29 protein-coding genes and 2 tRNA genes are annotated in these 25423 nt (G+C 65.0%); 16 read left to right on the top strand and 15 right to left on the bottom strand.

Annotation, left to right across the window (positions count from 1 at the left end; genetic code table 11):
* Nucleotides 1–193: 193 nt before the first annotated feature.
* A complete protein-coding gene (locus ACSFC5_RS19955) occupies nt 194–988 on the top strand; it encodes an NAD+ synthase (protein WP_440766958.1) in 795 nt (264 codons plus the stop codon).
* A 374-nt stretch (nt 989–1362) separates the two neighbouring features.
* On the opposite strand, the gene ACSFC5_RS19950 is transcribed toward ACSFC5_RS19955, so the two are convergent.
* The gene (locus tag ACSFC5_RS19950; protein ID WP_440766957.1) at nt 1363–1905 is read right to left on the bottom strand and encodes a GNAT family N-acetyltransferase; all 543 of its coding nucleotides are present in this window, start codon (nt 1903–1905) and stop codon (nt 1363–1365) included.
* Nucleotides 1906–2013: 108 nt separating this feature from the next.
* The gene (locus tag ACSFC5_RS19945; RefSeq protein ID WP_440766956.1) at nt 2014–2724 is read right to left on the bottom strand and encodes an enoyl-CoA hydratase/isomerase family protein; all 711 of its coding nucleotides are present in this window, start codon (nt 2722–2724) and stop codon (nt 2014–2016) included.
* Nucleotides 2725–2784: 60 nt separating this feature from the next.
* Here ACSFC5_RS19945 and ACSFC5_RS19940 point away from each other — a divergent pair, with 60 nt between their 5' ends.
* Both ACSFC5_RS19940 and ACSFC5_RS19935 read left to right on the top strand, forming a co-directional pair.
* Nucleotides 2785–3534: a DUF7114 family protein gene (locus ACSFC5_RS19940; RefSeq protein ID WP_440766955.1), complete on the top strand. Its 750-nt coding sequence runs from the start codon at nt 2785–2787 to the stop codon at nt 3532–3534.
* Between the two features lie 90 nt (nt 3535–3624).
* A tRNA-Thr gene (locus ACSFC5_RS19935) sits at nt 3625–3696 on the top strand.
* Nucleotides 3697–3955: 259 nt separating this feature from the next.
* Here ACSFC5_RS19935 and ACSFC5_RS19930 read toward each other — a convergent pair.
* The 3 genes from ACSFC5_RS19930 to ACSFC5_RS19920 all read right to left on the bottom strand — a co-directional run bounded on the left by ACSFC5_RS19930 (nt 3956) and on the right by ACSFC5_RS19920 (nt 6067).
* Complete coding sequence (locus ACSFC5_RS19930; protein WP_440766954.1) at nt 3956–4984, bottom strand: lysylphosphatidylglycerol synthase transmembrane domain-containing protein; 1029 nt, start codon at nt 4982–4984, stop codon at nt 3956–3958.
* A 111-nt stretch (nt 4985–5095) separates the two neighbouring features.
* The gene (locus ACSFC5_RS19925; protein WP_440766953.1) at nt 5096–5734 is read right to left on the bottom strand and encodes a class I SAM-dependent methyltransferase; all 639 of its coding nucleotides are present in this window, start codon (nt 5732–5734) and stop codon (nt 5096–5098) included.
* Nucleotides 5735–5773: 39 nt separating this feature from the next.
* Nucleotides 5774–6067 carry a DUF7521 family protein gene (locus ACSFC5_RS19920; protein WP_006087815.1) on the bottom strand — a complete coding sequence of 98 codons (294 nt, stop codon included), beginning with the start codon at nt 6065–6067 and terminating at the stop codon, nt 5774–5776.
* Between the two features lie 145 nt (nt 6068–6212).
* Here ACSFC5_RS19920 and ACSFC5_RS19915 point away from each other — a divergent pair, with 145 nt between their 5' ends.
* Entirely contained in the window at nt 6213–6443 is a 231-nt protein-coding gene (locus ACSFC5_RS19915; RefSeq protein WP_440766952.1) for a CDGSH iron-sulfur domain-containing protein, read from the top strand.
* A gap of 39 nt (nt 6444–6482) precedes the next feature.
* On the opposite strand, the gene ACSFC5_RS19910 is transcribed toward ACSFC5_RS19915, so the two are convergent.
* Complete coding sequence (locus ACSFC5_RS19910; protein ID WP_440766951.1) at nt 6483–8996, bottom strand: heavy metal translocating P-type ATPase; 2514 nt, start codon at nt 8994–8996, stop codon at nt 6483–6485.
* Nucleotides 8997–9235: 239 nt separating this feature from the next.
* A complete protein-coding gene (locus tag ACSFC5_RS19905) occupies nt 9236–9442 on the bottom strand; it encodes a DUF8131 family protein (RefSeq protein WP_440766950.1) in 207 nt (68 codons plus the stop codon).
* 99 nt (nt 9443–9541) lie between these two features.
* On the opposite strand from ACSFC5_RS19905, the gene ACSFC5_RS19900 reads away from it, so the two are divergent.
* Genes ACSFC5_RS19900 through ACSFC5_RS19885 form a run of 4 tightly spaced genes read left to right on the top strand, consistent with a single transcriptional unit; the run spans nt 9542 to nt 12627 of the window.
* Entirely contained in the window at nt 9542–9745 is a 204-nt protein-coding gene (locus tag ACSFC5_RS19900; RefSeq protein ID WP_440766949.1) for a hypothetical protein, read from the top strand.
* On the top strand, nt 9742–10596 hold the full coding sequence (locus ACSFC5_RS19895; protein ID WP_440766948.1) for a cytochrome c oxidase subunit II: 855 nt from the start codon (nt 9742–9744) through the stop codon (nt 10594–10596). The genes ACSFC5_RS19900 and ACSFC5_RS19895 overlap by 4 nt, the downstream gene beginning before the upstream one ends.
* A complete protein-coding gene (locus tag ACSFC5_RS19890) occupies nt 10589–12391 on the top strand; it encodes a b(o/a)3-type cytochrome-c oxidase subunit 1 (protein WP_440766947.1) in 1803 nt (600 codons plus the stop codon). The genes ACSFC5_RS19895 and ACSFC5_RS19890 overlap by 8 nt, the downstream gene beginning before the upstream one ends.
* Entirely contained in the window at nt 12391–12627 is a 237-nt protein-coding gene (locus tag ACSFC5_RS19885; RefSeq protein WP_440766946.1) for a CbaC protein, read from the top strand. Before ACSFC5_RS19890 ends, ACSFC5_RS19885 begins: the two co-directional genes overlap by 1 nt.
* A gap of 16 nt (nt 12628–12643) precedes the next feature.
* Here the strand turns inward: ACSFC5_RS19885 and ACSFC5_RS19880 are convergent, their stop codons facing one another.
* Entirely contained in the window at nt 12644–12961 is a 318-nt protein-coding gene (locus tag ACSFC5_RS19880) for a DUF7091 family protein (RefSeq protein ID WP_440766945.1), read from the bottom strand.
* 214 nt (nt 12962–13175) lie between these two features.
* On the opposite strand from ACSFC5_RS19880, the gene ACSFC5_RS19875 reads away from it, so the two are divergent.
* From ACSFC5_RS19875 to ACSFC5_RS19865, 3 genes are all read left to right on the top strand, one after another.
* On the top strand, nt 13176–14105 hold the full coding sequence (locus tag ACSFC5_RS19875; RefSeq protein WP_440766944.1) for a replication factor A: 930 nt from the start codon (nt 13176–13178) through the stop codon (nt 14103–14105).
* A gap of 1 nt (nt 14106) precedes the next feature.
* Complete coding sequence (locus tag ACSFC5_RS19870) at nt 14107–14751, top strand: RPA family protein (protein ID WP_440766943.1); 645 nt, start codon at nt 14107–14109, stop codon at nt 14749–14751.
* A 98-nt stretch (nt 14752–14849) separates the two neighbouring features.
* The gene (locus tag ACSFC5_RS19865; RefSeq protein WP_440766942.1) at nt 14850–15329 is read left to right on the top strand and encodes a VOC family protein; all 480 of its coding nucleotides are present in this window, start codon (nt 14850–14852) and stop codon (nt 15327–15329) included.
* A gap of 4 nt (nt 15330–15333) precedes the next feature.
* Here ACSFC5_RS19865 and ACSFC5_RS19860 read toward each other — a convergent pair whose 3' ends face one another.
* Together ACSFC5_RS19860 and ACSFC5_RS19855 are read right to left on the bottom strand one after the other, a co-directional pair.
* Nucleotides 15334–16011 carry an alpha/beta hydrolase gene (locus ACSFC5_RS19860; RefSeq protein WP_440766941.1) on the bottom strand — a complete coding sequence of 226 codons (678 nt, stop codon included), beginning with the start codon at nt 16009–16011 and terminating at the stop codon, nt 15334–15336.
* Nucleotides 16008–16997, bottom strand: coding sequence for a VOC family protein (locus ACSFC5_RS19855; RefSeq protein WP_440766940.1), 990 nt, complete (start codon nt 16995–16997; stop codon nt 16008–16010). The genes ACSFC5_RS19860 and ACSFC5_RS19855 overlap by 4 nt, the downstream gene beginning before the upstream one ends.
* Nucleotides 16998–17112: 115 nt before the next feature.
* On the opposite strand from ACSFC5_RS19855, the gene ACSFC5_RS19850 reads away from it, so the two are divergent.
* The gene (locus ACSFC5_RS19850) at nt 17113–17532 is read left to right on the top strand and encodes a DUF8146 domain-containing protein (protein ID WP_440766939.1); all 420 of its coding nucleotides are present in this window, start codon (nt 17113–17115) and stop codon (nt 17530–17532) included.
* A gap of 220 nt (nt 17533–17752) precedes the next feature.
* On the opposite strand, the gene ACSFC5_RS19845 is transcribed toward ACSFC5_RS19850, so the two are convergent.
* Nucleotides 17753–18208: a DUF5814 domain-containing protein gene (locus ACSFC5_RS19845; RefSeq protein ID WP_090308999.1), complete on the bottom strand. Its 456-nt coding sequence runs from the start codon at nt 18206–18208 to the stop codon at nt 17753–17755.
* A 179-nt stretch (nt 18209–18387) separates the two neighbouring features.
* Between ACSFC5_RS19845 and ACSFC5_RS19840 the strand changes: the two genes are divergently transcribed.
* Nucleotides 18388–18459, top strand: a tRNA-His gene (locus tag ACSFC5_RS19840).
* 676 nt (nt 18460–19135) lie between these two features.
* Here ACSFC5_RS19840 and ACSFC5_RS19835 read toward each other — a convergent pair.
* A complete protein-coding gene (locus tag ACSFC5_RS19835; protein WP_440766938.1) occupies nt 19136–20014 on the bottom strand; it encodes an alpha/beta fold hydrolase in 879 nt (292 codons plus the stop codon).
* Nucleotides 20015–20139: 125 nt separating this feature from the next.
* On the opposite strand from ACSFC5_RS19835, the gene ACSFC5_RS19830 reads away from it, so the two are divergent.
* Nucleotides 20140–20307 carry a hypothetical protein gene (locus ACSFC5_RS19830; RefSeq protein ID WP_440766937.1) on the top strand — a complete coding sequence of 56 codons (168 nt, stop codon included), beginning with the start codon at nt 20140–20142 and terminating at the stop codon, nt 20305–20307.
* Nucleotides 20308–20403: 96 nt separating this feature from the next.
* Nucleotides 20404–21681: a DUF2238 domain-containing protein gene (locus tag ACSFC5_RS19825; protein ID WP_440766936.1), complete on the top strand. Its 1278-nt coding sequence runs from the start codon at nt 20404–20406 to the stop codon at nt 21679–21681.
* Nucleotides 21682–21696: 15 nt separating this feature from the next.
* Here the strand turns inward: ACSFC5_RS19825 and ACSFC5_RS19820 are convergent, their stop codons facing one another.
* Both ACSFC5_RS19820 and ACSFC5_RS19815 read right to left on the bottom strand, forming a co-directional pair.
* On the bottom strand, nt 21697–22557 hold the full coding sequence (locus tag ACSFC5_RS19820) for an aldo/keto reductase (RefSeq protein ID WP_440766935.1): 861 nt from the start codon (nt 22555–22557) through the stop codon (nt 21697–21699).
* A gap of 83 nt (nt 22558–22640) precedes the next feature.
* Nucleotides 22641–23438: a putative sodium/potassium/calcium exchanger gene (locus tag ACSFC5_RS19815; RefSeq protein ID WP_440766934.1), complete on the bottom strand. Its 798-nt coding sequence runs from the start codon at nt 23436–23438 to the stop codon at nt 22641–22643.
* Nucleotides 23439–23670: 232 nt separating this feature from the next.
* Here ACSFC5_RS19815 and ACSFC5_RS19810 point away from each other — a divergent pair, with 232 nt between their 5' ends.
* Nucleotides 23671–24252, top strand: a complete 582-nt coding sequence (locus tag ACSFC5_RS19810; protein ID WP_440766933.1) for a carboxymuconolactone decarboxylase family protein — start codon at nt 23671–23673, stop codon at nt 24250–24252.
* A 116-nt stretch (nt 24253–24368) separates the two neighbouring features.
* On the opposite strand, the gene ACSFC5_RS19805 is transcribed toward ACSFC5_RS19810, so the two are convergent.
* Nucleotides 24369–25043, bottom strand: a complete 675-nt coding sequence (locus ACSFC5_RS19805; protein ID WP_440766932.1) for a cysteine dioxygenase family protein — start codon at nt 25041–25043, stop codon at nt 24369–24371.
* Nucleotides 25044–25423 lie beyond the last annotated feature (380 nt).

Here is a 25423-nt window from a genome sequence, read left to right as displayed (position 1 = left end):
CTCCGACGTGTATCGAGCCTCACTTCGCTTCGCTCGGTGAGACACCGGCGCTCACCCCGTTGTAGCCGACGATCGCACTTCAACGTAGCGCTCCCTGCAGCCTCTTCGCCGTCACCCCCTCGAGAACCCAACACTCGTACACTTTTTTCCCGTAGGGGGAGGCTATTAGAACGAGCCACCCGTATAGGCGACCATGATCGACCTTCGCTTTTCGGAGGGGGAACTGGATCGGCACCGCGAACACATCACGGGTTTCATTCGCGGCCGCGTCGACGCCGCGGGCGCTGAGGGAGCCGTACTCGGTCTCTCCGGCGGAATCGACAGCACGCTCACCGCCACCCTCGCCGTCGACGCACTCGGGGCCGAGAACGTCCACGGACTCGTCCTCCCCGCGACCGTCAGCAGCGGCGAGAACATGAGCGACGCCGAACGGGTCGCCCAGGACCTCGAGATCAGCTACGACGTGATCGAAATCGAACCGATCGTCGACTCGCTGCTCGCGGCCTACCCCGACGCCGAGGGCGACCGCGAGGCCGTCGGCAACGCTCGAGCGCGCGTCCGCGCCGTCCTGAATTATCTCGTCGCGAACCACGAGGCGCGGCTGGTACTGGGGACCGGCAACCGCAGCGAGGCCGCGGTCGGCTACTTCACCAAGTACGGTGACGGGGCCGTCGACTGCCACCCGATCGGGAATCTCTACAAGGCCCAGGTCCGACAGCTGGCCCACCACGTCGGCGTGCCCGAGGATCTCGTCACGAAAACGCCGACGGCGGAGCTGTGGGACGACCAGACCGACGAGGACGAGATGGGAGTCAGCTACGAGACGCTGGATTCGATCCTCGCGACACACATCGACGGCCCGCTGTCGGTCGCCGCGACCGCTCGGCTGCTCGAGATCGAGGAGAAAACGGTCGAGAAGATCCGCGGCATGTACGAGCGCAGCGAGCACAAACGACAGGTGCCGCCGGCGCCCGAACCGCTAGACTAATTGGAACGAGCGATCCTCCCGTCCCCGCTGGGCGGAATCGTGTATTGCAACGGTCGAGAGCACCCGCTAGCCAGTGGAATCGAACGACGCACACAGTACTCGAGCCGTGATCCCGGCCGGTTGGCGCGCGCTGGCGTCACATCCGAGTCTCACGAGGATGTGCCGCCGGTGCTGCGCGAGGGGTGAGTGAGCGCAGCGAACGAGCCGGTTGGGGAGGGCGAGGTGTCGTGGGTGGGATCGAAAGGGGCCGGGCGGTCGATCCATCCTCGGCGACGAAAGCACGCGAGCGCAGCGAGCGCGCACAGCGAGCCGCGGATGGTCGAGCGTTCCGGGGGCTTTCCGAGTGGTACCGACCAGAGCCGTCAGCCCCACGGTTAGTGTTCGCTTCGGTCGCGCCACTCGTCCTCGAGCAGCCCGTACCAGTAGGTGTCCCGAAACGCGCCGTCGACGAACACGTCGTCGCGGTGGACGCCTTCGCGAGTGAAGCCCACGGACTCGAGGAGTCGTCTCGAGGCCTCGTTGAACTCGAAGACGCGAGCGGTGATCTTGTGCAAACCGAGCTGGTCGAAGCCGTAGGTGACGAGCCGGTCCGCCGCGTCGGTGCCGTACCCCCGTTCGTGGTGCTCCGGGGCAACCCAGTAGCCGATCTCCGCCTGCCGAGGCTCCCACTCGATCGCGTTGAAGCCGATCGTCCCGACCGGCGACGAGTCGGCGACGATCAGGAGAGTCACCGTCTCGTCGTTACAGACGACGTTCTCGAAGAACTCCCGCTCTTGGGGACCATTGACCGGTCTCGAGCGGCCGATCGCCCGCCATATTCGCGGGTCGTTGATCTCCCGTTGCAGAAACTCGAGATCGTCCTCCTCGATCGGTCGAAGATCGACGCGGTCGCCGGAGAGAAACACCGAATCTGTCATTGGGTATCGGTCACACCGGTGGGATAAAAATAGTTGGTTTCCCCACACGTCCGACGCGATCGGGGCGCACACGCGACAGATATCACGCGAATACGTCTTCGACGGCCGTCACTCAAGCACGGCGTCGATATCGTCGGCGTGGCTCTCGACGAGTTCGCCGAACGCCTGCGCCTCGAGTCGCTCCTGGGTCGCTCGCTCCCGGTCGTCTCGGAGCCGTCGTTTCAGAACGGCGAGCGCGTCGTCGGCGTTTTCGGCGATCGCCTCCGCGACGGTTCGCGGGTCGCCCTCGATTCGGGAGAGTAGCCCCATCCGCAGGGCCTCTTCGGCGTCGACGGTTCGGCCGGAGAGCGCGAACTCGAGGGCATCCCCCTCACCCACGACCCGCGGCAGGCGGACGGTGCCGCCCCAGGCACCGAAGAGGCCGAACGTGACGCCGGGTTCGCCATACGTCGAATCAGGGGTTCCGACGCGGACGTCACAGGCGAGCGCGAGTTCGAGCCCGCCGCCGCGTGCGGGACCGTCGATTCCGGCGACGACGACGGCCGGTGAGTCCTCGATGGCTCGGGCGACGCGCTGGCCCAGCCGGGCGAACTCGACGGCCCGCTCACGATCACCGTCGAGGTCGCCGACCGCGGAGAGATCCGCACCGGCACAGAAGGCGGGACCGTTCCCGGTGAGGTAGATCACGGTCTCATCGGCATCGTTGATCGCGCGCTCGAGCGTCTCGAGACCCGTCACGGTCAGCGCGTTTCGGGCGTCGGGGCGGTCGAGCGCCACGGTACGGACGGAGCGGTCGGTATCGACCTCCAGATCGATCATGCCACCAGTCGATCGGACGTTTCCAAAGGTCTTTGCCTACACCGTCGTAAGCCTCTGCTGATGGAGAAAGCCGACAGCTGTCGGCGTGCCGCCTACGAGGCCGTCGCAGACGTGGAACCACCCGAGCTACACGACTACATCGAAACCAGCCTCGCGGAGGCCTCGATGGTTCCCGGCGTGCTCACGATCGAGAGCGCCGCGGCGACGGCAGCCGACGGGCACAGCGTGCTCGACGTCGACACACCAGCGTCGGACCGTGGGACCGAGTGCAGCGACGACCTCGACGACGCGAGCGGGGTCGCCACCCAGGCTGCCGGCGTCCAGCTTATCTACGAGGGCCTGCGGCTGACGAGGGCGCTCGCACACGGGGAGCCGTGGCTCGAGAACGGGACTGGCGACGACAGCGCCGAAGCGGGCGATCTCGAGATCCTCGCGGCCGACATCCTCGTCGCCCGCGGCTTCTACCTGCTCGCTCGCACCGACGCCGCCGGCAAAGCCGTCCGGACCGTCCAGGCGTTCGGCCGCGATCAGTCCCGACGGACCGCGGGAGACGGTGGGGAGACGGATCCTGCGACCATCGACGCCAATCTAGAACGGGACATCCTCGAACTCGCCGTGCTCACCGGCGCCGCTGCCGTCGGCGAAACGCCCTCCCCGCGGCTGCTCGCGACCGTCGACGAGGTCGCCGATCGCGTCGAAGCCCCGTTCCCGCCGGCCGCGACGTACCTCGCCGACCTCGAGCCAACGCGCTCCGAGCAGTCGCTCGAGGAGCACCCGACCGATCGAGCGACATCGGCGACCGACCCCTGAAACGGGCGTCACCCGACCGAGAGACACCCACCCACGCCCGATGGCGAATCGAAAGCCCTAAAGACGACTCGAGTCAACTGAGAAATGCGCGCCTGGGTAGCTTAGCGGTAAAGCGCGTCCTTGGTAAGGACGAGAGCCCGGGTTCAAATCCCGGCCTAGGCTTTCTGCGACGAACAATCGTGAGGAGCGAAAGCCAGATCCGGGATTTGAGGCACGCGAGTCGCAGCGATCGCGCGAAGCGAGAGAGATCGTCTCGCAGTCGGGTTCAAATTCGCCTAGACTTTCTACTGACCGACCTCGAGAAGCGGCAGGTCGGAGGTATTACTACTGGTGCGTTCAGGGGTGTCGGAGAGGTCCCCGTTCTTCGATCGATTACCTAACGCAATCCGGCGAGGTCAACTTCTCACGGTCGTCGTGCCTATCAGTTCCGCCACGGCGAGTACGACGCCATCACGGTCCCGAGGCCGAACAGCAGCGGCAGCCAGTACGTCCCGGCCCGGTAGAGCAGCGTCGCGGCCGTCGCCTCGACGACGGGGACGCCGGCGGTGGCGACGAGCAGCAGGATGAACACCGCCTCGAGCGTACCCAACCCGCCCGGGAACGGCAACACGTTCGTCGCGGCGCCGATGGGGACGATAAACAGGGCGAGTTCCGGCGGGATCGCGTAGCCGACCGCGTAGGCGGCGAGCCAGAGGGCGAGGGCGAGACAGCACCAGCCGACCGTCGAGGCGACGAGCGCGCGCTTCAGATTGCGCCGATCGGCCGTCACGCGCTCGACTTCCTCGACGAACAACTCGAAGCGTTCGTGCAGTCTGGCGGGCGACACGGCCCGAACGCCGGGGACGAGCGCACTGATCCGAGCCGAGGCGCCGCCGAAGAACGTCGCCGCGGCCGCAATCGCCCGGCGACGGTGTCGCCAGCCCAGCGCGACGCCGCCGACGAGGAGTCCGAACACGGCGACTACGGCGAGAAGCGCGAGTTCGACCCGCCGACCCAGCGCCGCCGTTACGGTGACGTAGACGACGCCGATTCCGGCCAGCGGGAGCATCGGGGTGTAGTTCAGCAGGTCGACGCTCGAGACCGTGGCGAAACTGGTCTCGTAGTCGCGACCGGTGTGACGGGTCAGGAAAAACGCGGCGAGGGGTTCGCCGCCGAGGTACGTCGAGGGGGCGACGCTGTTGGCGAAGAGGACGTCGCCGAACATGAGCACAGCGCCGACCGGCCCGTGTTCGACGTCGAGAATGCGGAGGACGATCGAGAACGTGTAGGTCCACGCGCCGGCCCAGCAGACGGCAGCGACCAGCAGCCCGGCCAGTCCGACGCCGTTGGCGGCCGCGAGCGCGGCCGCCGTCTCGCGAACGCCGACGGCGGAGAGCACGAGCAAGACGAGACCGAACGCGATGACGAATCCGAGCGCGATCGTCGTCGTTCGAACGCCGGCGGTGGACATGCGCGAGCGTACGACGGCTGGACCCAAAACGGTGGTCGACGGAAGGCAGACTCGAACCGCCCCGTCGCAGGCTGTCCGTACGCGGTTCGGGTGTCCGAATGTAGATTCGTTTCAGTTGGTAGGATACGGTGCCGGAAGCGCAGGCCGCCAGCGGGAGACGCCCTCCTCATTACGCGCCACCAGCACCACGCGTGGCTCGTCACCAACAACGTACTCGGCGTAGTACAGAATCGTCAGCCTCGAAGGCGAGCATGCTGTCAGGAGTTCGTTGGCCTCGAATCGGAACGGATTCCCTGCGCTGGACTCCGCCGCCGGTGGCTTGAGGTAGTGTTCGTACCAGAGTACGCCGCCGGGGGCGAGCGCGTCGACGAGATCCGATACCCGGTCGCGCGCGTCGAAGAAACTCACCGCGAGCAGGTCGTAGACGCCGTCCGGAAAGCAGTAGCTGTCGACGTCGGCCAAAATCCAGTTCACGGGTTCCACGGGTGGCTGATCAGCCCCTCGGTCACGGGCCTGCTCCCGTTCGCGCGCTCGGGCCAGTTTCGCATTCGAGAGGTCGACGGCGTCGACGGTCCAGCCGCGCACCGCGAGGGCGAGCGCGTTTCGTCCGGTTCCGGTGGCGACGTCTATGGCCCGTCCCGCCGGGAGTTCGTCGATGATCCGCCCCAGAACCGGTGAGATGTCCCCCGAGTGCCGTGGCTGAGCACGGTGGGACGGATCGTCCGTCGTCGGTGACTCGTCGTCGGTCACTGGTCGTACTCCCGGGGCGCAGTCCCTTAGGTAGTCGCCTCAGGAGACGTACAGCGAGTAGGCGATAACGGTGAAGCCGACGAGCATGAGGAGGCTCTCGAGCAGAATGCCCGTCATCAGCGAGACCTCGAGCAGTTCGTAGAGCAAGCCGGCGAGCACCAGCCCCAGCGTGACGAGACCGAAGCCGGCGGCGAGCAAGCCCAGCGCGCGCTGTCGCGTTCGGCGGTAGGCTTTGTACGCGAAGAACGTGATAACGCTGCCAACGAGCAGGATGAGCGTCTTGACGACTGCGAGTGCGATAGCGATCGACGTTCCTCCATCGTGGACGCTCATGTAGTTCCACGTCGAGAGTGACAAACTGGAACCAAGTAGCTTGCGTTCACGACGGGTTCGGCCGCGCCAGCCGAGCGCCGCTCGAGGCGATCGAACCGTTCGGTCGGGCCGCGTGCTTTTCACCGACCGCTCCGAACCGAGGCCCATGACACGACTGGTCGAACTCGAGGCGACGGGACCGCGGAAGCTCGATCCCGACGATATCGACGACGAGAAGGGCGACGTCGCGATCTGTCAGTGCGGGCTCTCGGCGTCGTTTCCGTTCTGTGACGGGAGTCACCGAGAAACCGAAGACGAGGAGCCGGAGACGACCTACGTCTACGAAGATGGCGATCGGCGAGAAGTCGAGCGAGTGGTGACGGCCGACGAGGGGTAGCTGTCGAACTCGGGTGCAACGACGACGAGCCAGACCCCGTCACCGAATCGATCGCGCGGAGTTGACCACGACCAACAAACTGCTTGCGGCCATCGCAACCGCGGCGAAAAGGGGGTTCAACAGTCCGGCTATCGCCAGCGGGATCGCGACCGCGTTGTAGACGAACGCCCAGCCGAGGTTCTGTCGGATCCGCCGGTGGGTCCCGGCCGCGAGCGCGAACGTCTCCGCGACGGCCTCGAGGTCGTCGCCGACGATCACGGCGTCCGCGGCGTCGGTCGCGAGTTCGGTTCCGCTGCCGAGGGCGATGCCGACGTCGGCCGCGGCGAGCGCCGGTGCGTCGTTGCTGCCGTCGCCCACCATCGCGACGGTGCCTCGCGTCCGGAGTCGGCGAACCGTCTCCGCCTTCGCTTCGGGCGGCACGCCGGCGAACACCTCGTTCACGCCGTCAACGTCGCGGAATCGATCCGCCGCCGCGCCCTCGTCGCCCGTGAGAACGACGACCTCGCGGCCGTCGGAGAGCGTTTCGACCGCCTCCCGCCAGTGCTCTCGCGGGGCGTCACCGACGACGATCACGCCGCGCGCCCGACCGTCCCAGCCGACGACGACCGGGACGTCGCCGGCGACTCTCGCCGCCGAGAGCCGCGACTCGAGCGACGGCGATACTGAGAGTCCCCGGTCGCGACAGTGATCGGGGTGGCCGACGACGACGCGCTCCCCGTCAACGAGACCGACGACGCCGCGGGCGTGGCGTTCGAAGCCGGCGACGGCGGCGGTGTGATCGTCGTCCTCCGGATCCGCCTCGTCGTCACCGTCGATCGCGTCGCACTCGCGGGCCGCATCGACGATGGCGGCGGCGATCGGGTGCTCCGAGAGGGCTTCGACGGCTGCGGCGCGACGGAGGACGGTCCGTTCGTCCGCGCGGAATCTCGAGTCATCGGAGTCACCGTCCTCGACGGAGACGCTCTCGACCGACATCGCCCCCTCCGTGAGCGTGCCCGTCTTGTCGAGGACGACGATGTCCACGTCGGGGGCGTCCTCGAAGAGCGTCTCGGCGGCGACGACGATGCCGCGTCCCGCCGCAGTTTGGACGCCCGAAGCAATCGCCAGCGGCGTGGCCAATCCGAGCGCGCACGGACAGGAGACGATCACGACCGTGAGGCCGACGAGAAACGCCGTTGCGGGACTCGAGCCGGTCGCGAGCAGCCCGACGGTCACTGCGACAGCAAGGAAGACGACCAGCGGAACGAAGATGGTCGCGAGTTTGTCCGCGAGCCGCTGGACGCCCGGCCGAGAACTCTGGATCGACCAGAGCAGCGAGACGAGTCGATCGTGCGTGCTCTCGGCGTCCTCGCCGACGGCGACGACCAGCGGCGCGTCGGTAACGACGGTCCCGCCTCGGACCGAGTCCCCGGATTCCTTCTCGACGGGCAGGGACTCGCCCGTGACCAGCGACTCGTCGACTGCTGCCGTCCCCTCGCTGACGGTGCCATCGAGCGGGACGCGTTCGCCCGGGCGAACGAGCAGACGGTCGCCGGGTTCGACCGCCTCAAGCGGGACCGTCTCGCCGTCGTCCGCGCGTCGAGCCTCGTCGACCTGCGCTTCGGTCAGCTCCGACAGCAAGCCCGCGGCTCGGCGCTTGATCAGTCCCTCGTAGTAGGTTCCGGCCGTGACGACGAGAATTATCGCGACCGTCACGTCGAAGTACAGATCCGTCCGCCCGAGGACCATCGCGAGCGTGCTGTACGCGTAGGACCCGCCCGCGGCCAACGAGACGAGTAGATCCATGTTCGGTAACCCCGCCCTGAGGCTGACGTACGCACCTCGAAGGATCGGATACCCCGTGTAAAAGAGCACGAACGACGTCATGAGCCAGATATTCACGACCAGATAGTAGCCGTCGTAGCCGCCGAAATCGGCCACCGGCTCGTAGCCGAAGTACGTCGGATACAGAAAGACGGCGTACCAGACCATCACCATCATCCCGAACAGCCCGCCGCCGATCAGGAACTTCACGAGCGCGGCATCCCGAGGAGCTTCTTCGCGACCCTCAGCCCGGTCTCGAGCGTCGTAACCGTAGCCCGAGACGATCTCCGGGAGCCGAGTGCCTTCGATCAGATCGGGGTCGTAGACGAGCCTGAGCGTGTCCGTGGCGTAACTCGCCTCGGCACCCAGGATCCCCTGCGTGGCGGTCGCTCGCGTCTCCAGAAAGGCCTCACAGGTCGAACAGTGCATCCCATCGACCGCGAGGAAGGCGTCCTCGCCCTCGAGATCGTCTAGGGTCGATCCGCCATCGTCAAGACGGTCGCGGACAGCGTCGGCGTCTGCGTCGTCGACGTCGTCGAGGGTGCGATGGATCTCGAGGCACCCTCGGCAGCAGAAGGCCCCCTCGATATCGGGAGCCGTAATCGGCCCGGCCGGCGTCGGAAGCGAACAGAGCGTACAGCCGGCAGAGCCCTGTTCGCTCCGATCGGATTCCGCGCCCCCTCCACTATCTCGACTGTCGCCGATGTCGGCGGCGTGTTCGGACTCGGAACGAGTGGGAAATCGGCTCATGGAAGCGAAGGGACGATCACAGCGGTCGAGGGGGAGATCACAGCGCGTGGGAGAACGGTATCGGTGGCTGCAGCAGGTGGATTCCGTACAGCAGCAGTCCAGTGGTCACGAGCGGCCCGTACAATCCGACAGTGCGCCCCCGCGAGGAGATCGACGAACGAGTCGACGTGATCGGTGCCCGCTACAGTCGTGCCGTGGTCGTGGTCCCGGGCGAGCGCGTCGAGGGCGATCATCCGCAGTTAGGATGACGAGCCGTTCGGGTCGTGATCGTGATGCCCCGGAACGGGCGAAAACGCAACGTAGAGGCATGCAACGATGAGTAACACGTTGACTGCGGAGACGACACCCGCCGCCAACGAACTCTCGAGTGCGTACCAGGAGAGGGGAAGTAACGCCAGCAAACCGACCGGAAGCGCCTGTCGCGGTGAGAGCTCCTCGAGGTTCATGCCGTTGTATATCGGTGGATAGTACGTAAATACCCCTCTCGTTCCTACGGGCCGGGAATTTCTCTAGCTGTTAACCCACGACTATTCCAACACGAACATATGACGCAGTCGACAGAGAGCGACCAGTCGGAACAAATACGGGAGATTGGGCACGACGAGTACGATCCGATCGGGACGCTGGCCCTGATCGGGTTGTACTTCCTCATCCTGGTACTCCTGTGGTTTTTCATGTACTTCGTCGAATTCCTCGGAAACGATCCGACGGTTACCGGGCTCTTGCTCTCGGTGGTGGGTCTCGCATGAATATACACACGTACGAGAAGGTGTGGCTGGTCGCAGCGATGGTGTTGATCGTCGGCTTTATCGCGACGATCACGTACGGCTCGGTCGGTCTCGGAATCACGATGGTCGGCGATCAACAGCCTACTATCGAACCCAGCGAGATCAGCGATGACGAACGCTTCGGTGAGCCACGCGTCGAACACGTCGGTGAGAACGAGTACGAAGCCTACGTCGTTGCACAGACGTTCGCGTTCTACCCCGACCCCATCGAAGTCCCCGCGAACAGCGAGGTGACGTTCTACGTGACCGCTCGAGACGTCATACACAGCTTCAGCGTCGTCGGAACCAACATCAACACGATGGTCATCCCCGGCGAGATCTCCGAGATGACCGTCGAGTTCGACGAGCCCGGCGAGTACGGGATCGTCTGTAACGAGTACTGTGGCCCCGGCCACCACAACATGGAGGGACAGCTCCACGTCGTTCCCGAAGACGAGTTCGACATGACCGAGCTGTCGGTCGACGCGGACGACGAACTCGAACTCGGCGACGAAGCGACGTTCAACGTCACCGTCGAGAACCGTCTGCTCGACGACCTCGAGACGACCGCGGCGCTCGAAATCGGCGACGAAACGCTCGAGGAGGAACTCACCGTCGCCGGCGGCGATCTCGAGGAGACGACGTTCACGGTCGACACGAACGATCTCGGCGAGGGCGAGCACGACTGGACGGTCACCGTCGACGACGAAGAGGAAAGCGGGACGCTGACCGTCGTCGAGGAACTCGAGACGGACGAGGAAACCGAGAGCGGCAACGGTGACGACGACGAGAACGACGACGGCGAAACCGACGGAGGTGACGACGATGAGTGAAGCCAATTCGACAGCAACGTATATCGAGGCGTTCCCGGCAGAGGCGAAGGTAATCCGAGCAGCCTTCTATAGTTCCTTCCTCGCGCTCGCGTTGGGTGGCGTGTTCGGCGTCATCCAGACGCTACACCGAACCGGCTACTATCGGTTCATCGATTCGGCGGACTACTACACCGTTCTCACCGCCCACGGCGTCTTCCTCGTTATTTCGTTTACGATCTTCTTCCTCGTCGGGATCTTCACGTGGGCGATAACGACCAGCCTCGATCGCAGCCTCGAAGATCTCCGGTTTACGTGGGGCTGGTACGGACTGATGGCGATCGGAATAACGCTGACCGGCGTTGCGATTCTGGCCGGCTTTACTGACGCGACTGATATCAGCGCGTCGGTGCTCTTTACGTTCTACGCCCCGCTACAAGCACATCCGCTGTTCTATCTCGGTCTCGTGCTGTTCGTCGTCGGCACCTGGCTCGCCGGCGTCGACTGGTTCCGCTCGTGGTGGGCCTGGAAGGCCGAAAACCCCGACGAGCGCATTCCGCTGCCGACGTTCATGGTACTGACGACGATGCTGATGTGGTACCTCGCGACGCTGGGTGTCGCCATCTCGATTCTCGCCTTCCTGCTTCCGTGGTCGCTCGGCCTGATCGACACTGTCAACCCGCTGCTGACCAGAACGCTGTTCTGGTTCTTCGGCCACCCGGTCGTCTACTTCTGGTTGATGCCCGCGTACATGATGTGGTACATCATGCTGCCGAAGATCTCGGGCGGAAAGCTGTTCAGCGACCCGCTCGCACGCGTCGTGTTCGTGCTCTTCCTGATCCTCTCGGTGCCGACGGGGATCCACCACCAGTACCTGGATCCCGGTATCGCGGAGGGATTCAAGTTCATCGCGATGACGAACACGATGTTCCTCCTGCTGCCGAGCCTGTTGACGGCGTTTACCGTCGTGGCCAGCATGGAACACGGCGCCCGCCAGCGCGGCGGAGAAGGCTATTTCGGCTGGCTGAAAGCGCTGCCGTGGCGTGACCCCGTCTTCACCGGGATGGCGCTTGCCGGGCTCATGTTCGCCGCCGCCGGCTTCTCGGGGATGATCAACGCCGGGATGAACATCAACTACCTCGTCCACAACACGTTCTGGGTCGTCGGCCACTTCCATCTGACCGTGGGGACGGCCGTCGCCCTGACGTTCATGGCCGTCACCTACTGGTTCCTCCCACAGGTAACCGGCAGGGCCCTCTGGAACCGCTCCGTGGCGCTCGTCCAGGTCGTGCTCTGGTTCGTCGGGATGACGCTCATGTCGAACGCGATGCACCGCGCCGGCCTCCTCGGGATTCCGCGACGGACTGCCGAACCGCAGTACGACGGCGTGACCTTCGAGGCCGCCGTCGGCAGCGTCGGCGAACTGAACGCCCAGATCGCACTGGGCGGAATCTTGCTCACGCTCTCGCTCGCCTTATTCTTCGCGAACGTCGTCGGCACGGCGTTCAACGGCAAAAGCGACGTCCTCCCCGCGAACGGCTACGCCGAAACGCTCTCGGGGCCCGAGGACGCGCCGCTTGTCCTCGACAATCTCAAGCTCTGGACGGCCATCGCCGTCGTGCTCGTGATCTTCGCGTACACGTTCCCGATCCTGAGCATCGTCGACCGCGGCGGTCTGTTCGGTCCCGATATCAATCCGTTCCCGCTCAGCGTCGACACGCTTCCGGTCCTCGGACTGATGTTCGAACAGTACGCCACTACCGCCCTCGCTACTGCGGGCGAACTCGCGAACTCGATCGTCACGGAGGTGACGCCGTAGTGCGCATCTCGAAGGGCGCGTTGCTCGTCGTCCTCGCGTTTACCGTTCCGCTAGTCGTCGAGCTTCGGACGGTCCTCGCCTGGGTCAACATCGATCTGAGCCTTTTCGAGTCGGCCGCGATCGGTCTCGTCATCGTCGGACTCGTCGTGGTCTGGGCGTTGCTGCCCGAACGGGAGGACGACCGTCAGGAACGAGACGACGAGCAGTCGGACGGAGACGTGCCGAACGGTAACTAAGCCGTAATGCAGTCGATCAGTTCCCCCAGGTTTCGATCCGCCCCTCGAGGACGTCCTCCACGCAGCCTTCGCAGTCCGGATGGCCGTCCTCGTAACACGCCGGTCGGTACTGCTCGTCGAGCTTCGCGGCTCGGCGCTCGGCGTAGCGGCGACAGACGATCTTCGCTCGGCCCGCTTCGTCAGTGGGCAGGCCGCGGGCGTTCTTCGCCGCCTCGTACGCTTCGCGGGCCTCCGCGAGTTGATCGTTCGTCGATCCGCGAGCGCGTTCGTACTGCTCGCCCGCCTCCCGGAACCGCGAGCGCAAGAACTGCTCGAGCCGACGACGATCCGACATTACCATCCCGTTGGCCCGCGAGAACTATAGACCCGTCGCCGTCACGCGGACCGACGTCGCGCGGGGTCCGGCGAGCGACGTGATCATAGCCTCGCCGCCGTCTCCCGGTTCGATCCGTCAACGTTCACTTTCACCGCGGCCCCGATACTTTAAATACTATTGGGCGCGAACCGACGTATGCCTCCCAGTGAAACCAAAGAGGAGGCGTGACACAATGAGCGACGTACGACAGCACGCGGACGACATACACGCGCAGTTTTCAGACCACATCGACGTGAGCGTCGACGACGTCGAGGAGCGCCTGACCACGCTCGTCGACGAGTACAAGGTACCCATCGACGAGGCACGCCGAAGCGTCACCAACCACTACTTAGAGGAGGCCGGCCTCGAGCGCGAGGACATCTCGCGGGGCGGCAGCGAGGCCGCCAACGTCGAGGACGTCGACGAACCCGAGCAGTGGATCGACCTCACCGCGAAGGTCATCGAGCTCTGGGATCCCCGGAGCGACTCCGTCGCACAGGTCGGCCTGCTGGGCGACCCGACGGGCACGATCAAGTTTACCAAGTGGGCAAAGTCCGACCTCCCCGCACTCGAGGAAGGCGGCGTCTACGAACTCCGAAACGTCGTCACCGACGAGTACCAGGGACGGTACTCGGTGAAACTCAACTCGACGACGGTGATCGAAGAACTCGACGAGGAGCTCGAGGTCGGCGACGACACGAGCGAGATCGAAGGCGCACTCGTCGACATGCAAAGCGGCAGCGGCCTTATCAAGCGCTGCCCGAAGGACGACTGCACGCGCGTCCTCCAGAACGGCCGCTGTAACGAACACGGCGAGGTCGAAGGCGAGTTCGACCTCCGCATCAAGGCCGTCGTCGACGACGGCATCGACGCCCACGAGGTCATCTTCGACAAGGAGGCCACCGAGGACCTGACGGGGCTGAGCTTAGAGGAGGCCAAGGAGATGGCGATGGACGCCTTAGACACGACCATCGTCGCCGACGAGATCATGGACGACATCGTCGGCACCTACTACCGCATCGAGGGGCCAACGTTCGGCCGCTACGTGCTTGCCGACGACGTCGAAGAGCTCGACGGGCCGGCCGATCCGGAACAGCTGCTGATCAAAGCGAGGTCGATGTAACATGAGCCAGGCAGAACTCACCCGCGAAGTCGCCCGCCGCGTCTTCGCCTCCGAATTCAACGACTCGACGTATTCCTTCAAAGAGAGCGACGACGAGCGCGCACCCAACTACGCGCTCCTCCCGACCGGCGACCGCGCGAACCGCGTGTTCATCGTCGGCACCCTCACCGAAACCGAGGACGTCGGCGACGACAGCGAGTACTGGCGCGGTCGCGTCGTCGATCCGACCGGGACGTTCTTCGTCTACGCCGGCCAGTACCAGCCCGAAGCCGCAGCCGTGCTTCGGGACACCGAACCGCCGGCGTACGTCGCCATCGTCGGCAAACCGCGGACCTACGAGACCGACGACGGCACCGTCAACGTCTCCGTCCGCCCCGAATCCATCGCGGTCGTCGACGACGCCACCCGCGACCGCTGGGTCGTCGAAACCGCCGAACGGACCCTCGACCGCATCGAAGCGTTCGAGGAGTGGGAAGCCGAGCAGGAAGCCCCCGAAAGCGGCTCGACGGCCCCCACCAACGAGTACGCCCAGATGGCCCGCGAGCGTTACGACTCGCCGGTCGTCAACTACCGCAACGACGTGATCCAGGCCCTCGAGGGGCTCGAGGGGCTGGAAGACGAGGACGAAGCCGAAGCGCCGGCCTGAAACGGTCGACCGACGCCGTTCTTTTGGGAGTCAATTGTCCCGACTCAAGCGACGCTGCCAGCACAGCGGTTACCGGACTTGAGCGACGAGTGACTGGTATGAGCGAAACAGACGACAACCGTGATGACCCCGCCAGACTCGTCGGGACGAACCACGTCGCACTCGAAGTCGGCGACATTGACGACGCGCTCGAGTTCTACCGCTCGCTGTTCGCGTTCGATCTCCGGAGCCGAAGCGACACGAATGCGTTCATCGATATGGGTGACCAGTTCGTCGCGCTCGCCGCAACCGATGCGGCCGGCGAGACGACCGACGACGCGCGCCACTTCGGACTCGTCGTCGACGATGCGGATCGGGTCGAACGGCGACTCGCAGCACTCGATATCGACCGACTCGACGTCCCCGGACTCGAGTTCCACGATCCGTGGGGCAACCGCGTTCAGATCGTCGACTACGAGGAGATCCAGTTCACGAAGGTGGACCACGTGCTCGAGGGGATGGGACTCGGCGACCTCGGAAAGACCGACGGCGCACTCGAGGAGCTTTCGGAAAAAGGGCTGGCACCGGATTCGACGTAGCTCGTTACGACTCGAGAACGCGCTCGAACAGTCCACCGATCGCGTCGAACTCGTCGTCGGTGACTTCGTGTCCCGTCTCTGGATAGCACCGTTCGTCGACGGTCGCGCTAGCCCGTTCGAAGAGGCGAACCGTTTCGGCGACGTGGTCGGGATCGACGTGAGGGTCGTCCTCGCCGTAGCCGAGCAGGATCGGCGTTTCCGCGAGCGAGCCGTCTATCTCGGTCGATTCGAGGTCGTCGAGCGAGCCGGGGAGCGTGCCGGAGAGAACGACGAGTCCGCCGTAGCGAGCCGGATTTCGGCGGACGAACTCCGCGACGACGCAGGCGCCCTGCGAGAAGCCGCCGAGGACGGTTCGTTCGGGCGGGATACCGATCGATTCGGCTCGCTCGAGCGCTGCGGCCACGCAGTCGACGCTCGAGGAGAGCCACGGCTCGTTGTCCGCTCGCGGTGCGGTCGCCCGACGCGGGTACCAGCGGCTCCGTTCGGCCTGCGGGGCGAGCACCGCGAGTCCGTGGCGAGAGGTCGGCTCGAAGAGGTTGACGACGCCCTGTGCCGTCGCGCCGCGGCCGTGACAGACGACGAACGCGGCCTCGGCGGCCAGCGCGGGAGCGCCGGCCGTGAGCAGCGGCTGGCCGGCGTGGGGTCCGGAGACGGCGTCCATCCGACGACCGGCGCCGGTCATCGGTCGCGATCGGCTCCTGCCGGAGCCGTCAGTTCGGGAAGTTGACTCTCGATCAGGTCGCGGTCCGCCTCGAACCGATCCGGCAGGTACAACGACTCGCCGGGGCCGCCCGTCTCGCCGCTTGCGGCGACGCCGTCGGTCTCGGTCGCGAGTTCGAAGAGCACGCCGCCCGGTTCGCGGACGTACAGCGAGTGGAAGAAGTGACGATCCTTGACCCGCGAAACGTTGTAGTCGCGCTCGTCGAAGAGGTCGTGCCACTCGTAGAGGGCCTCTTCGTCGTCGACGCGGACGGCGACGTGGTGGAGCGTCCCCGGTCCCTCGCGACCAAAGGGAGCCTCGCGGTCGAGGATATCGATCGCCGTCGCTCGAGAATCCGACCCTCGAGCCCCAGACGCGCGATACCGGATCCGATTCTCGAATTCGGCCTCGAGATCGAACCCGAGCGTCTCGAGCGTGCTCGCCGTCGAGTACGGATTGACCGACAGGAGCGAGACGCCGTGGAGTCCGCGAACGGCGCTGGCTTCGGGGACGGGGCCCGCCGTCCACGGTTCGAGACCGGCGTCAGGGTCGGGGCCGGGGTCCGATGTCGGTTCGGCGACGAACTCGAGTGCCGTTCCGACGGGATCTTCGAACTGCAGCACGCGCTCGTCGAATCGCTCCGAGGGCCCTTCGACAGCGATATCGTGGTCCTCGAGTCGCGTCTGCCAGAACTCGAGTGCGTCTGCCGGAACGACGAACGAGACCGACGCGACCTGCGGTTTGCCGCGGCGACCCGGATCGGCGTGTGGGTCCGGAAACCCCGTCAGGACCGTTCCCGGGGAGCCGGCCGCGTCGCCGAAGTAGAGGTGGTGTTGCAGGATGTCCTCGTAGTTCACCGTCTGTGCGACGAGTCGCAGGCCGAGGACGCCCGCGTAGAAATCGATCGCCTCCTGAGCGTCGCCGACGATCCCCGTCACGTGGTGCAGTCCCGGCGTGTCGGTGAGCATAGGTGAGATTCGAACCGGAGTCGGATAGCCTGTCCGGTCGTGAGGGCCTGCAGACGCGGGACGCGGCACCTCGTCTGACGAACCGTTAAGTATCAGGACCGACGAATGGATGCCAATGGGCAACAAGAACAAGACGATCTCGTTTCGCGTGAACGAGGACGCGTTCGCGGCGCTCCAGGACATCGCCGAGGAACGCGACATCTCGTTGTCCGCGGTCTTTCGTGACTACGTCGACCTCCTCGTCGAACACGACGGCCAGGTCGAGGTCGTCCCCGAGGACGAACTCGCGGCGCGAGGGGCGGCCGGGCCGGGCGGCGAGGACGGCGACCGGACGTTCCCGCCGAGCGTCGAGGTCCCGAAGAGCTTCATCCGCGAACACGAACGGCTCGAACTCGAGGCCGACCACCTCCGGGAACAGCTCGACGAGTACAAGGGCTACGTCAACGACCTGCAGGACCGACTCGAGGACGAGGAGGACGAAGTGCTGTTACTCGACGAACTGGACGAAGAGGACGAGTCCTACCAGCTGCGGTAGAACGCGGCAGGAGTCAGCGTACTATCTGCGGTGGCGCGTACTGTCGACGGGCTCGAGCAACGGCGAGAGTTCGTCGGCGAAGCTGCGCGAGGGATGAGCGAACGGCAAGCGAAGCGAGCCGTGAGCGAATCGGCTGGGGAGGGCGTGGAAATCACCGTTGCCAGTACGAGCAGCTGTTCGCTCCGTACACGAACTGCGGGTGGCCCCCTGCCAACTGCGATCAGCGGGTGAGATTCTGCTTCTCCCGTCGGATCTCGTCGTACTTTTCGTTCGCGCCGTCGACCTGCGCGAGCCCTTCGGCCGCCTCGAGCGTCCGAACCGCGTTGTCGAGGAAGGAGAGCACGTCGCCGGGGTAGGCGTACACCATGTAATCGTCGGTCATCACGTCGACGATGGCGTCCGGACCCAGCCCCTGTGCGCGCAACTCGAGGAGGTACTGTAGGAACTTCCGCTCCGGACAGCCACAGTAGGGGTTGTTGTCACAGCCGCAGTCGAGGAAATCCTCCGTGAAATCGAGGACCCGGTCGCGGGTCGCGTCGTCGAGTTTCTCGAGCCCCTGGCCCTGGAAGAGCATGTCCAACGTCGCGCCCTTGAACGCGCCCTTGGGGATGTTCGTCTCGAGCTGGGAGCTGAGTTGGCGGTGATTCTTGACGTAGATTTTGTCGGTGATGGCCACGCGTTGGCGGCGTTAGGGCCCGTGTGCCGAAAAACGTCCCGGTCGACGCTCGCTGGTGTGGCGTGTAGCGGTCTCGTCGACAGTGCGTCTGGAAATCCCGCGGTACGGAGTCGCACGGGTGCGTACTCGAGTCGTAACGTATTTCAGTCCGACCGCGCGTATTTTTTCTTGCAAGCGTGTCCGGGTTGGGGTAGTGGTTATCCTTCAGCCTTGTGGAGGCTGAGACGCGGGTTCGATTCTCGCACCCGGACTTTTTGACGACGACTTCACGGAGGAGTCGAAAATCCGATCGAGATCGAACCAGGGAGAGCGCAGTCTTCCGAGCGAAGCGAGGAAGGAAGCGATCGACCGTGGTTCGATTCTCGCACCCGGACTTCCTGCAGCAGACAAATTCGTGAACCGCAGGAGTCGTCAGAGAACGGAGTGAGCGATGGCTCGGAGCAGCCGTACTGCTCCGGGAAACGACTTCGTGAGCCGCAGAAATTGTCGGGCCGAAACCGGCGATCTCGATTACTCGAGGGTAACCTACGAGCTAACGTAGACATTACCTGATAGCTAAGCATACTGGCTTCGTCCAACGGTATGGGGAAGGGAAGCGATATCCAATGAAACCGACGTGTGACGATGGAGAACACAAGCCAGCGTGGGATCCCCGACACGGGGAGAGCATCTGCCAGCGCTGTGGATACCCAGCAGAACGGATTGTGAACTATCTCCACCATTCACTATACAGACAGGACGCCGACAGGGAGACGAAAAATGACTGACGAAACGGACGACGAGCAGCACCCACCGGATGCAACCGATGAGGACGTCGCCGAGGCGATTTCGCAGTTCGAATCGGATCTAGATTGATCAGAAGGCATTCTGATAGCATAAGTCTCGAAGACGAGCAGCGAAGTCGATACCATCCGTCGAGCCCGTTTTTCACTCCCGGAACGACATCGCGTCCTCGAGAAATCCGGTCAACCGCTCGACGAAGTACTCGGGCCGCTCTTCGGGAATCCAGTGGCCCGCTCGCTCGAGGACCTCCCCCTCCACGTTCGTCGCAACCGCCTCCATATCGCGAATCGGAAGTTCGCGGAACGACGCGGCACCGCCGAGTGCGAGCACCGGAATCTCGAGTGGCTCCTCGGCGTGACTCTCGTTGTTTGCAGCGTCCTCCTCGTAGGCCCGGTAGTACTCGAATCCGCCGCGCAGTCCGCCGGCCTGCGAGTAACAGCGGACGTACTCGTCGCGGGCGTCGTCGGTGATCGCCGAGGGATCGTAGGCTCCTTCGGTGTAGAACCACGAGAGGTAGAGCCGCTCCCGGCCGGCGACCAGCCGCTCCGGTAGATCCGGAACGGTGTGAAATCGGGTGTGCCAGAGCTTGCGTTTTCCGTCCTCGTTGATCCCCGGGAGGCCGGCCTCGAGCACGCAGAGCGCGGCGACCTCGTCGCGGTACTGGGCGGCGTACGCGTAGGTCGTCGCCATTCCCCAGTCGTGGCCGACGAGCGCGATTGGATCGTCGCCGAATCCGAGATGGTGGACGAGTTCGCGGACGTCGGTCGCGACGGTGTCCTTGTCGTAGCCCGCACGGGGCGTCTCGGAGTCGCCCATGCCGCGCAGATCCGGCGCGATGACAGTGTAGTCGGCCGCGAGCGCGGGGATGACCTCGCGCCACTCGTACCAGGTCTGGGGCCAGCCGTGGCAGAGGACCAGCGGCGGCCCCTCGCCGGCCGTCACGTAGTGGAGTTTGGTGTCGTTGACGCGAGCCAGTCCGTGCTCGAGGCCGTCGAACTCGTCGATATCGGTCGCGACTCCCATACGTCACTCGTTCGCACACAGTCAGTTTACTCTTCGGTTGCCGACGGCGGAACTGCACGATCGGGACACCGAACGTCGGTCGCGGGACCGACAAGCCAATACTCACCCGTGCGTACGATCCGTCGATGTCCGACTCGGACGGTCCCTTCGACTGTGATGGCTGCGGTGCCGCAGTAGCGCTCGAGGACGCCCGCCGCACGAAGACGATGGGCGGACTCGACCCCGCGAAGTGGCAGACGCTGTGCTGTCCGGACTGTGGCTCGCGGCTGCGGACGGTGTACGTCGGGGATTAACCGCCCATCCACCCCTCCGCGACCTCGAGTGTTCGACCGCGATCGTACCCGTACGCAGGCTCACCCGTTTAGCGATTCCGTCCCGTTGTGAACGGTATGGCTGACGCTCGAGTCGACGGAACGCTGGACGCGACGCGGCGAAACGCGACGCTGGCCTGGCTCGTCACGGTCGTGCTCGCGTCCCTCGCAGTCGCTCACGGTCTCTCCGGATCCTATCGCTGGTTCGCGTTCACCGGATTTGCGGTCCTGATCGTCGTCCTGCCAGCCGCGTCGTTCCGGGACCCGCACGTGATGCCGCCGTGGGAACTGCTGGTGCTCGTCGCGCTCCCCGTCGCCGACGCGACGATACTCGGCGAGTCTCCGCTGACGACGATCGGCGTCTACGTCGCCGTCGCGGCGATCGCGCTCGTCGCCACCGTCGAGATCGACCGGTTCACGGCGGTCCGGATGAACCACGCGTTCGCGATCGGGCTGGTCGTGCTCACGACGCTGTCCGTCGCCGGCGCGTGGAACGTCGCGCAGTGGCTGTCCGACGCCCTGTTCGGGACCGAGTACATCCTCGACGGCCGGTCGCAGGACGCGGCCAACCACGCGTTGATGGTCGACTTCGCCTACGCGGCGTTCGCCGGCCTGTTCGCTGGCGTCCTCTTCGATCGGTACTTCGGGACGTACGCCGAGAGCACTTCCGATCGAACGCCGACGCCCCGCAAAACCTCGCCCGACGATGAACCGGATCCGGTTCCGACCCTGATCCGCGATCGGCTGGACGCACCCGAACGAATCGTAAAGGTGCTCTCGCGGGCAATGCAGGTGGCCCTCGCCGCGATCTTGCTGTACGGCCTCGTCTCGCGAGATCTGACGACGGTCGTCAACGCCGCGATCGCGCTCTCGATCACGTTCCTCCCCGCCGTCTTAGAGCGCGACGCCCGATTGCCTCTCGAGCCCGGACTCGTCTTCTGGCTCACGGCGGCCGTCTTCCTGCACGCGCTCGGATCGGCCGGGTTGTACGGGATGATCGGGCCGTGGGATAGCCTGACGCACACGGTCTCGGCGTCGATCGTCGCCGCGGCGGGGTACGCCGTCGTCCGGGCGATCGACCTCCACACCGACGAGATCTACGTCCCGCCGACGATGCTGTTCGCGTTCATCCTCGTGTTCGTGCTGGCCTTCGGCGTCCTCTGGGAGCTCATGGAGTTCGCCATCGACTGGAGCGCCGGAGAACTCGGCCTCCAGGCGGTCGTCGCCCAGCACGGCATCGACGATACGATCGTCGACCTCGTCTACGATGTCGTCGGCGCCCTCGTCGCCGCGGTCTGGGGATCGTTCTACCTCACCGACCTCTCCGAACGGATTGCGGGCCAACTCGAGGGCTGAGGCTACGCGTTGGGCTCACTCCGCCGCGTCGGTCAGTTGCCGGACCTCGTCGTCGGACAGCGACAGCTGCGAGGCGGCGACGTTCGACTCGAGGTGGTCGGGGTCCGACGTACCCGGGATCGGGAGGATCACGTCGGAGCGCTCGAGCAGCCACGCCAGGCCGACCTGCCGTCGCGTCGCCTCGTGTTCGTCGGCGATTTCGTCGAGCAGGTCGCCGTGTTCGTCGAGGTCGTCGCCGTCGATCGGCGCCCACGGGATGAAGCCGATGTCGTTCGCTTCACAGACCTCGAGCACGTCCGCGTTCGAGCGGTCGCCCAGATTGAACCGGTTCTGGACCGTCGCGACGTCGACGTGTTCGCGGGCGGTCTCGAGTTGCTCGACGGAGACGTTGCTGACGCCGACCTGCTCGACGAGCCCCTCGTCCTGGAGTTCGGCGAACGTCTGAATCGAGTCCTCGTATGACGTGTCCGGATCCGGACGATGGAACTGGTAGAGATCGATGGTGTCGGTTCGCAGTCTGTCGAGGGAGGCGAGCACCTGATTGCGGATGTAATCCGGGTCGCCGTGGGCGAGCCATTCGCCCTCCCGGTTGCGCAGGAGGCCGGCTTTGGTTGCGATCAGTACGTCGTCCGGATCGCCGAGTGCTTCGCCGATGAGGCGTTCACTGACGCCGGGGCCGTAGGAGTCCGCCGTATCGACGAAGTCGACGCCACAGTCGACCGCGCGCTCAAGGACCTCGCGCGCCGCCTCCTCGTCCTCGGGCGGACCGATGATCTCCCCGCCACAGAGGCGCATCGCCCCGAAGCCGAGTCGGTGGATAGTCGTATCGCCGATCTCGAACGTGTCGCTCTCGTTGGTGATCGTCTCGCTGCTCACGGACGGAGCAACAGGAACGAGACGGATAACCGTTCGCCGTTCAGTTGCCACGACTGCAACGCCTTCCGTGGCTCCGTGGGAGTTCAGTCGCCGCTTTCGGTAGCGTTCTCGGTCGGACCGTCCGAGCCGTCGTTCTCGGTACTGTTCTCCGCTGTATCGCTCGAACCATCGCTCTCGGCCGGTTCGCTCGGAAAGACGCGCACGCTGCCGAGGTTCACCGTTCCGTGATCGGTCTCGATCGTCAGTGCAACGTCGATCTCCTCGTCTACCGTCGGTGCCTGGTACGTCAGTTCGAAGCTTCCACCGCCCGACGTCGCCTCGTAACTCGTCGAGTCGACCGTCGCACCGGTGTCGTCGACCAACGACGCCTCACCTGGGACCGATTCGGGCCCGTCCGCGTGAGCCAGTACGATGTAGGTGAATTCGGTCCCCGATTCTACGCTGGGCGTCATGTCGATCACTTCGAACTCGACAGTCTCATCGCCTTCTGATTCGTCGGCTCCGTCCGTTTGTTCGCCCTCGTCGGTTCCGTCGTCCGTTTGTTCGTCCTCCCCTCGGTGCTCGCTTTCGTCGTCTCGGTCGCTGCTCTCGTCACCACCTTGCTCCGAATCTTCCTCGTCGTCTTGCTCCGAACCATCACCGTCCTGCACCTCGCCGTCCGCGGAATTCGTATCGTCGTCGTCACTCGCGTCACCTTCCTCGTCACCGGCCGAATCGTCGGCGTCGCTCGTGCCGGTGTCGTCCGTATCGGCGTCATCCTCGTCTCCGGAACTGGGATCGGGACCATCCGTTTCCAAACTATCGAGACAGCCGCCCAAGAGCGCCGATGTCGATGTTACCGCACCAAGAGCCGTCCCCGCCAGATAGTTTCTTCGTCGCATAACTCTATCACTACCGATAGACTCCAAAAAATACGCTAAAGAAATCGTGGGAACGAATCGTGGTATTATGAACGTATAGTGGAACGACACGATAGATCGTTGCCGCGATCGAGGGAATAACAGAGGCACACCGCGTTCACCGTCGCGGAGACGGATCGGCGCTCGAGGACGCACTCATCGCCACGATCCGCTGCTGGCGTGACTATATGCCCCTCGAGCGAAACGCCACGGTATGGCACGAATCAGCTACGTCGATCCGGAGGATCTGCCGGCCGAGAAACGAGACCTGCTCGACACGCTCTCGGACGCCGACGTGGACGACGCGGACCGCGGCCACTCGCTGACGGGCGGCACGTTGAACGTCTACCGGACGCTCGGGCGGAACGTCGCGCTGCTCGAGGGATTCCGAACCTACGGCTCCGTCGTCTGGGACAACAGCGGTCTCTCGCCGCACGAACGGGAACTCGTCATCCTCGCAACCTCCTACTACGCGGAGACGGCCTACGAGTGGCACCAGCACGTTCGCGTCGCCCTCGACGAGGGGATGGGGCCGGAGCAGATCCTCGCCGTCTCGCGCGAGGAACCGGACCGACTCGCGGACGAGTACGCGGCCCTCGTCGCGTACGTCGAAGAGTTCGTCGAGGGAAACGTAGCGGACGACACCCACGAGCGGCTGGCTACCCACTACGACGAAGCCGTCATCCTCGGCGTCGGGATGCTCTCCGGCTGCTATCTCGGGCTGGCACGGGTCCTGCAGGGGCTGCAGGTGGACCTCGAGGACGAGTTCGTGGGGTGGGACCTCGAGAATCTGTGAGAAAGAACGGTCGGGAGCCGGTTTCCGATCGACCCCGTATGTTTCGCAGCAGAAACCCCACCGTCCGGATTCGACGGAGACGGCGCGAGGCCACCGCGAGGCGACGGAGTCGTCACTCAGTGCTGGTGGCCATGCGAGTGGCCGTGATTGTCTGGCGGAGACAGCGACCGCTCGCACCGAACGTTCGTGTAGTGCGACTGGAACAGTTCCACGAACTCGTCGTCGGGATCGAACTGGTGGCGCTGGATACACCCCACGTCCGCCCCGAGCAGGTGGACGCTCACGCTCGGCACGTCGGACGACGTCCGGACCTTGTGGATGTCGTTGTTCGGCGGGATGAGTTCGTAGAAATCGCCCCGTTCTACCTCCTCGGTACGGAGATGCTCGAGATCGGCGTGGCCGATGTGGTTGTCCGCGTCGTCCGCTCGGCGGTAGAAATCCTCCGTCTGCGTCCCCGAGTAGATGCCGACGAGTCCCCACGCGAGGTGGTCGTGGACCGGCGTCTCGACGCCCGGCGGGAGCACGAGCGTGAATATCGTGAGCTTCTCCGGACGGCGGTACAGCAGCCACTGGGCGATGTCGCGCCCCATCTCTCCCTTGTCGTCGTAGCCGTCGGGAACGAGGCCGTCGTACGGCTCGGGAAGCCAGTTGTCGTCGGTCAGAAGCTCTCGGAAGGGATCGCGGAGCGCTGCCAGGAGATCCGGAATCTCCTCGTGTGTGTCTGCGGCTTCGTCCACCGTGTCGATGAACGACCGGATGCGCTCGTTGTCGAGGTGCCATTCTTCGGTCATACCCTCCCTTACCCGCGAAACGACTTAACTCTCGTTCGGCACCGTTCCGCGTCGTTCGGAGAGATACGTCCCGTTTTCGAACCGACGGAACCCATCAGCTGCTCGCTTCGCCCGTTTCTGAGGGCTGATCGTCGGACACCGGTTCGTGAGGAACGTCGTCATCCGGCCGTTTCGGAGTTTCACCCGGGCTGGCAGTCGGCGCTCGCCGTGTGTCGCTCCCGACAGGATGTAGGGTCTCCGCTCGGATGAACGGGAACACGTCGGGACTGCGTCGATTGGTGGTCAAGTCTGAGAGCGCCTCGAGTGGATATCGTGTGAGAAGGGGAGCCGCCTCCCGGATAGATTTCTGCTGCTCGCGGTGTTGCTCGCAGCAGAAGTGC

It is taken from the genome of Natronorubrum marinum (assembly GCF_052040125.1).
Classification (GTDB): domain Archaea; phylum Halobacteriota; class Halobacteria; order Halobacteriales; family Natrialbaceae; genus Natronorubrum.
This window is presented reverse-complemented; position numbering and strand designations above follow the sequence as displayed.

What these genes read in the sequence shown, in the direction of transcription:
- ACSFC5_RS19950 (WP_440766957.1), bottom strand. Translation starts at nt 1,905, where the DNA reads ATGACAGATTCGGTGTTTCTCTCCGGCGACCGCGTCGATCTTCGACCG.
- ACSFC5_RS19810 (WP_440766933.1), top strand. Translation starts at nt 23,671, where the DNA reads ATGGCACGAATCAGCTACGTCGATCCGGAGGATCTGCCGGCCGAGAAA.
- ACSFC5_RS19890 (WP_440766947.1), top strand. Translation starts at nt 10,589, where the DNA reads ATGAGTGAAGCCAATTCGACAGCAACGTATATCGAGGCGTTCCCGGCA.
- ACSFC5_RS19870 (WP_440766943.1), top strand. Translation starts at nt 14,107, where the DNA reads ATGAGCCAGGCAGAACTCACCCGCGAAGTCGCCCGCCGCGTCTTCGCC.
- ACSFC5_RS19915 (WP_440766952.1), top strand. Translation starts at nt 6,213, where the DNA reads ATGACACGACTGGTCGAACTCGAGGCGACGGGACCGCGGAAGCTCGAT.
- ACSFC5_RS19880 (WP_440766945.1), bottom strand. Translation starts at nt 12,961, where the DNA reads ATGTCGGATCGTCGTCGGCTCGAGCAGTTCTTGCGCTCGCGGTTCCGG.
- ACSFC5_RS19930 (WP_440766954.1), bottom strand. Translation starts at nt 4,984, where the DNA reads ATGTCCACCGCCGGCGTTCGAACGACGACGATCGCGCTCGGATTCGTC.
- ACSFC5_RS19875 (WP_440766944.1), top strand. Translation starts at nt 13,176, where the DNA reads ATGAGCGACGTACGACAGCACGCGGACGACATACACGCGCAGTTTTCA.
- ACSFC5_RS19905 (WP_440766950.1), bottom strand. Translation starts at nt 9,442, where the DNA reads ATGAACCTCGAGGAGCTCTCACCGCGACAGGCGCTTCCGGTCGGTTTG.
- ACSFC5_RS19940 (WP_440766955.1), top strand. Translation starts at nt 2,785, where the DNA reads ATGGAGAAAGCCGACAGCTGTCGGCGTGCCGCCTACGAGGCCGTCGCA.
- ACSFC5_RS19910 (WP_440766951.1), bottom strand. Translation starts at nt 8,996, where the DNA reads ATGAGCCGATTTCCCACTCGTTCCGAGTCCGAACACGCCGCCGACATC.
- ACSFC5_RS19860 (WP_440766941.1), bottom strand. Translation starts at nt 16,011, where the DNA reads ATGACCGGCGCCGGTCGTCGGATGGACGCCGTCTCCGGACCCCACGCC.
- ACSFC5_RS19955 (WP_440766958.1), top strand. Translation starts at nt 194, where the DNA reads ATGATCGACCTTCGCTTTTCGGAGGGGGAACTGGATCGGCACCGCGAA.
- ACSFC5_RS19835 (WP_440766938.1), bottom strand. Translation starts at nt 20,014, where the DNA reads ATGGGAGTCGCGACCGATATCGACGAGTTCGACGGCCTCGAGCACGGA.
- ACSFC5_RS19855 (WP_440766940.1), bottom strand. Translation starts at nt 16,997, where the DNA reads ATGCTCACCGACACGCCGGGACTGCACCACGTGACGGGGATCGTCGGC.
- ACSFC5_RS19830 (WP_440766937.1), top strand. Translation starts at nt 20,140, where the DNA reads ATGTCCGACTCGGACGGTCCCTTCGACTGTGATGGCTGCGGTGCCGCA.
- ACSFC5_RS19865 (WP_440766942.1), top strand. Translation starts at nt 14,850, where the DNA reads ATGAGCGAAACAGACGACAACCGTGATGACCCCGCCAGACTCGTCGGG.
- ACSFC5_RS19920 (WP_006087815.1), bottom strand. Translation starts at nt 6,067, where the DNA reads ATGAGCGTCCACGATGGAGGAACGTCGATCGCTATCGCACTCGCAGTC.
- ACSFC5_RS19825 (WP_440766936.1), top strand. Translation starts at nt 20,404, where the DNA reads ATGGCTGACGCTCGAGTCGACGGAACGCTGGACGCGACGCGGCGAAAC.
- ACSFC5_RS19815 (WP_440766934.1), bottom strand. Translation starts at nt 23,438, where the DNA reads ATGCGACGAAGAAACTATCTGGCGGGGACGGCTCTTGGTGCGGTAACA.
- ACSFC5_RS19805 (WP_440766932.1), bottom strand. Translation starts at nt 25,043, where the DNA reads ATGACCGAAGAATGGCACCTCGACAACGAGCGCATCCGGTCGTTCATC.
- ACSFC5_RS19945 (WP_440766956.1), bottom strand. Translation starts at nt 2,724, where the DNA reads ATGATCGATCTGGAGGTCGATACCGACCGCTCCGTCCGTACCGTGGCG.
- ACSFC5_RS19850 (WP_440766939.1), top strand. Translation starts at nt 17,113, where the DNA reads ATGGGCAACAAGAACAAGACGATCTCGTTTCGCGTGAACGAGGACGCG.
- ACSFC5_RS19900 (WP_440766949.1), top strand. Translation starts at nt 9,542, where the DNA reads ATGACGCAGTCGACAGAGAGCGACCAGTCGGAACAAATACGGGAGATT.
- ACSFC5_RS19895 (WP_440766948.1), top strand. Translation starts at nt 9,742, where the DNA reads ATGAATATACACACGTACGAGAAGGTGTGGCTGGTCGCAGCGATGGTG.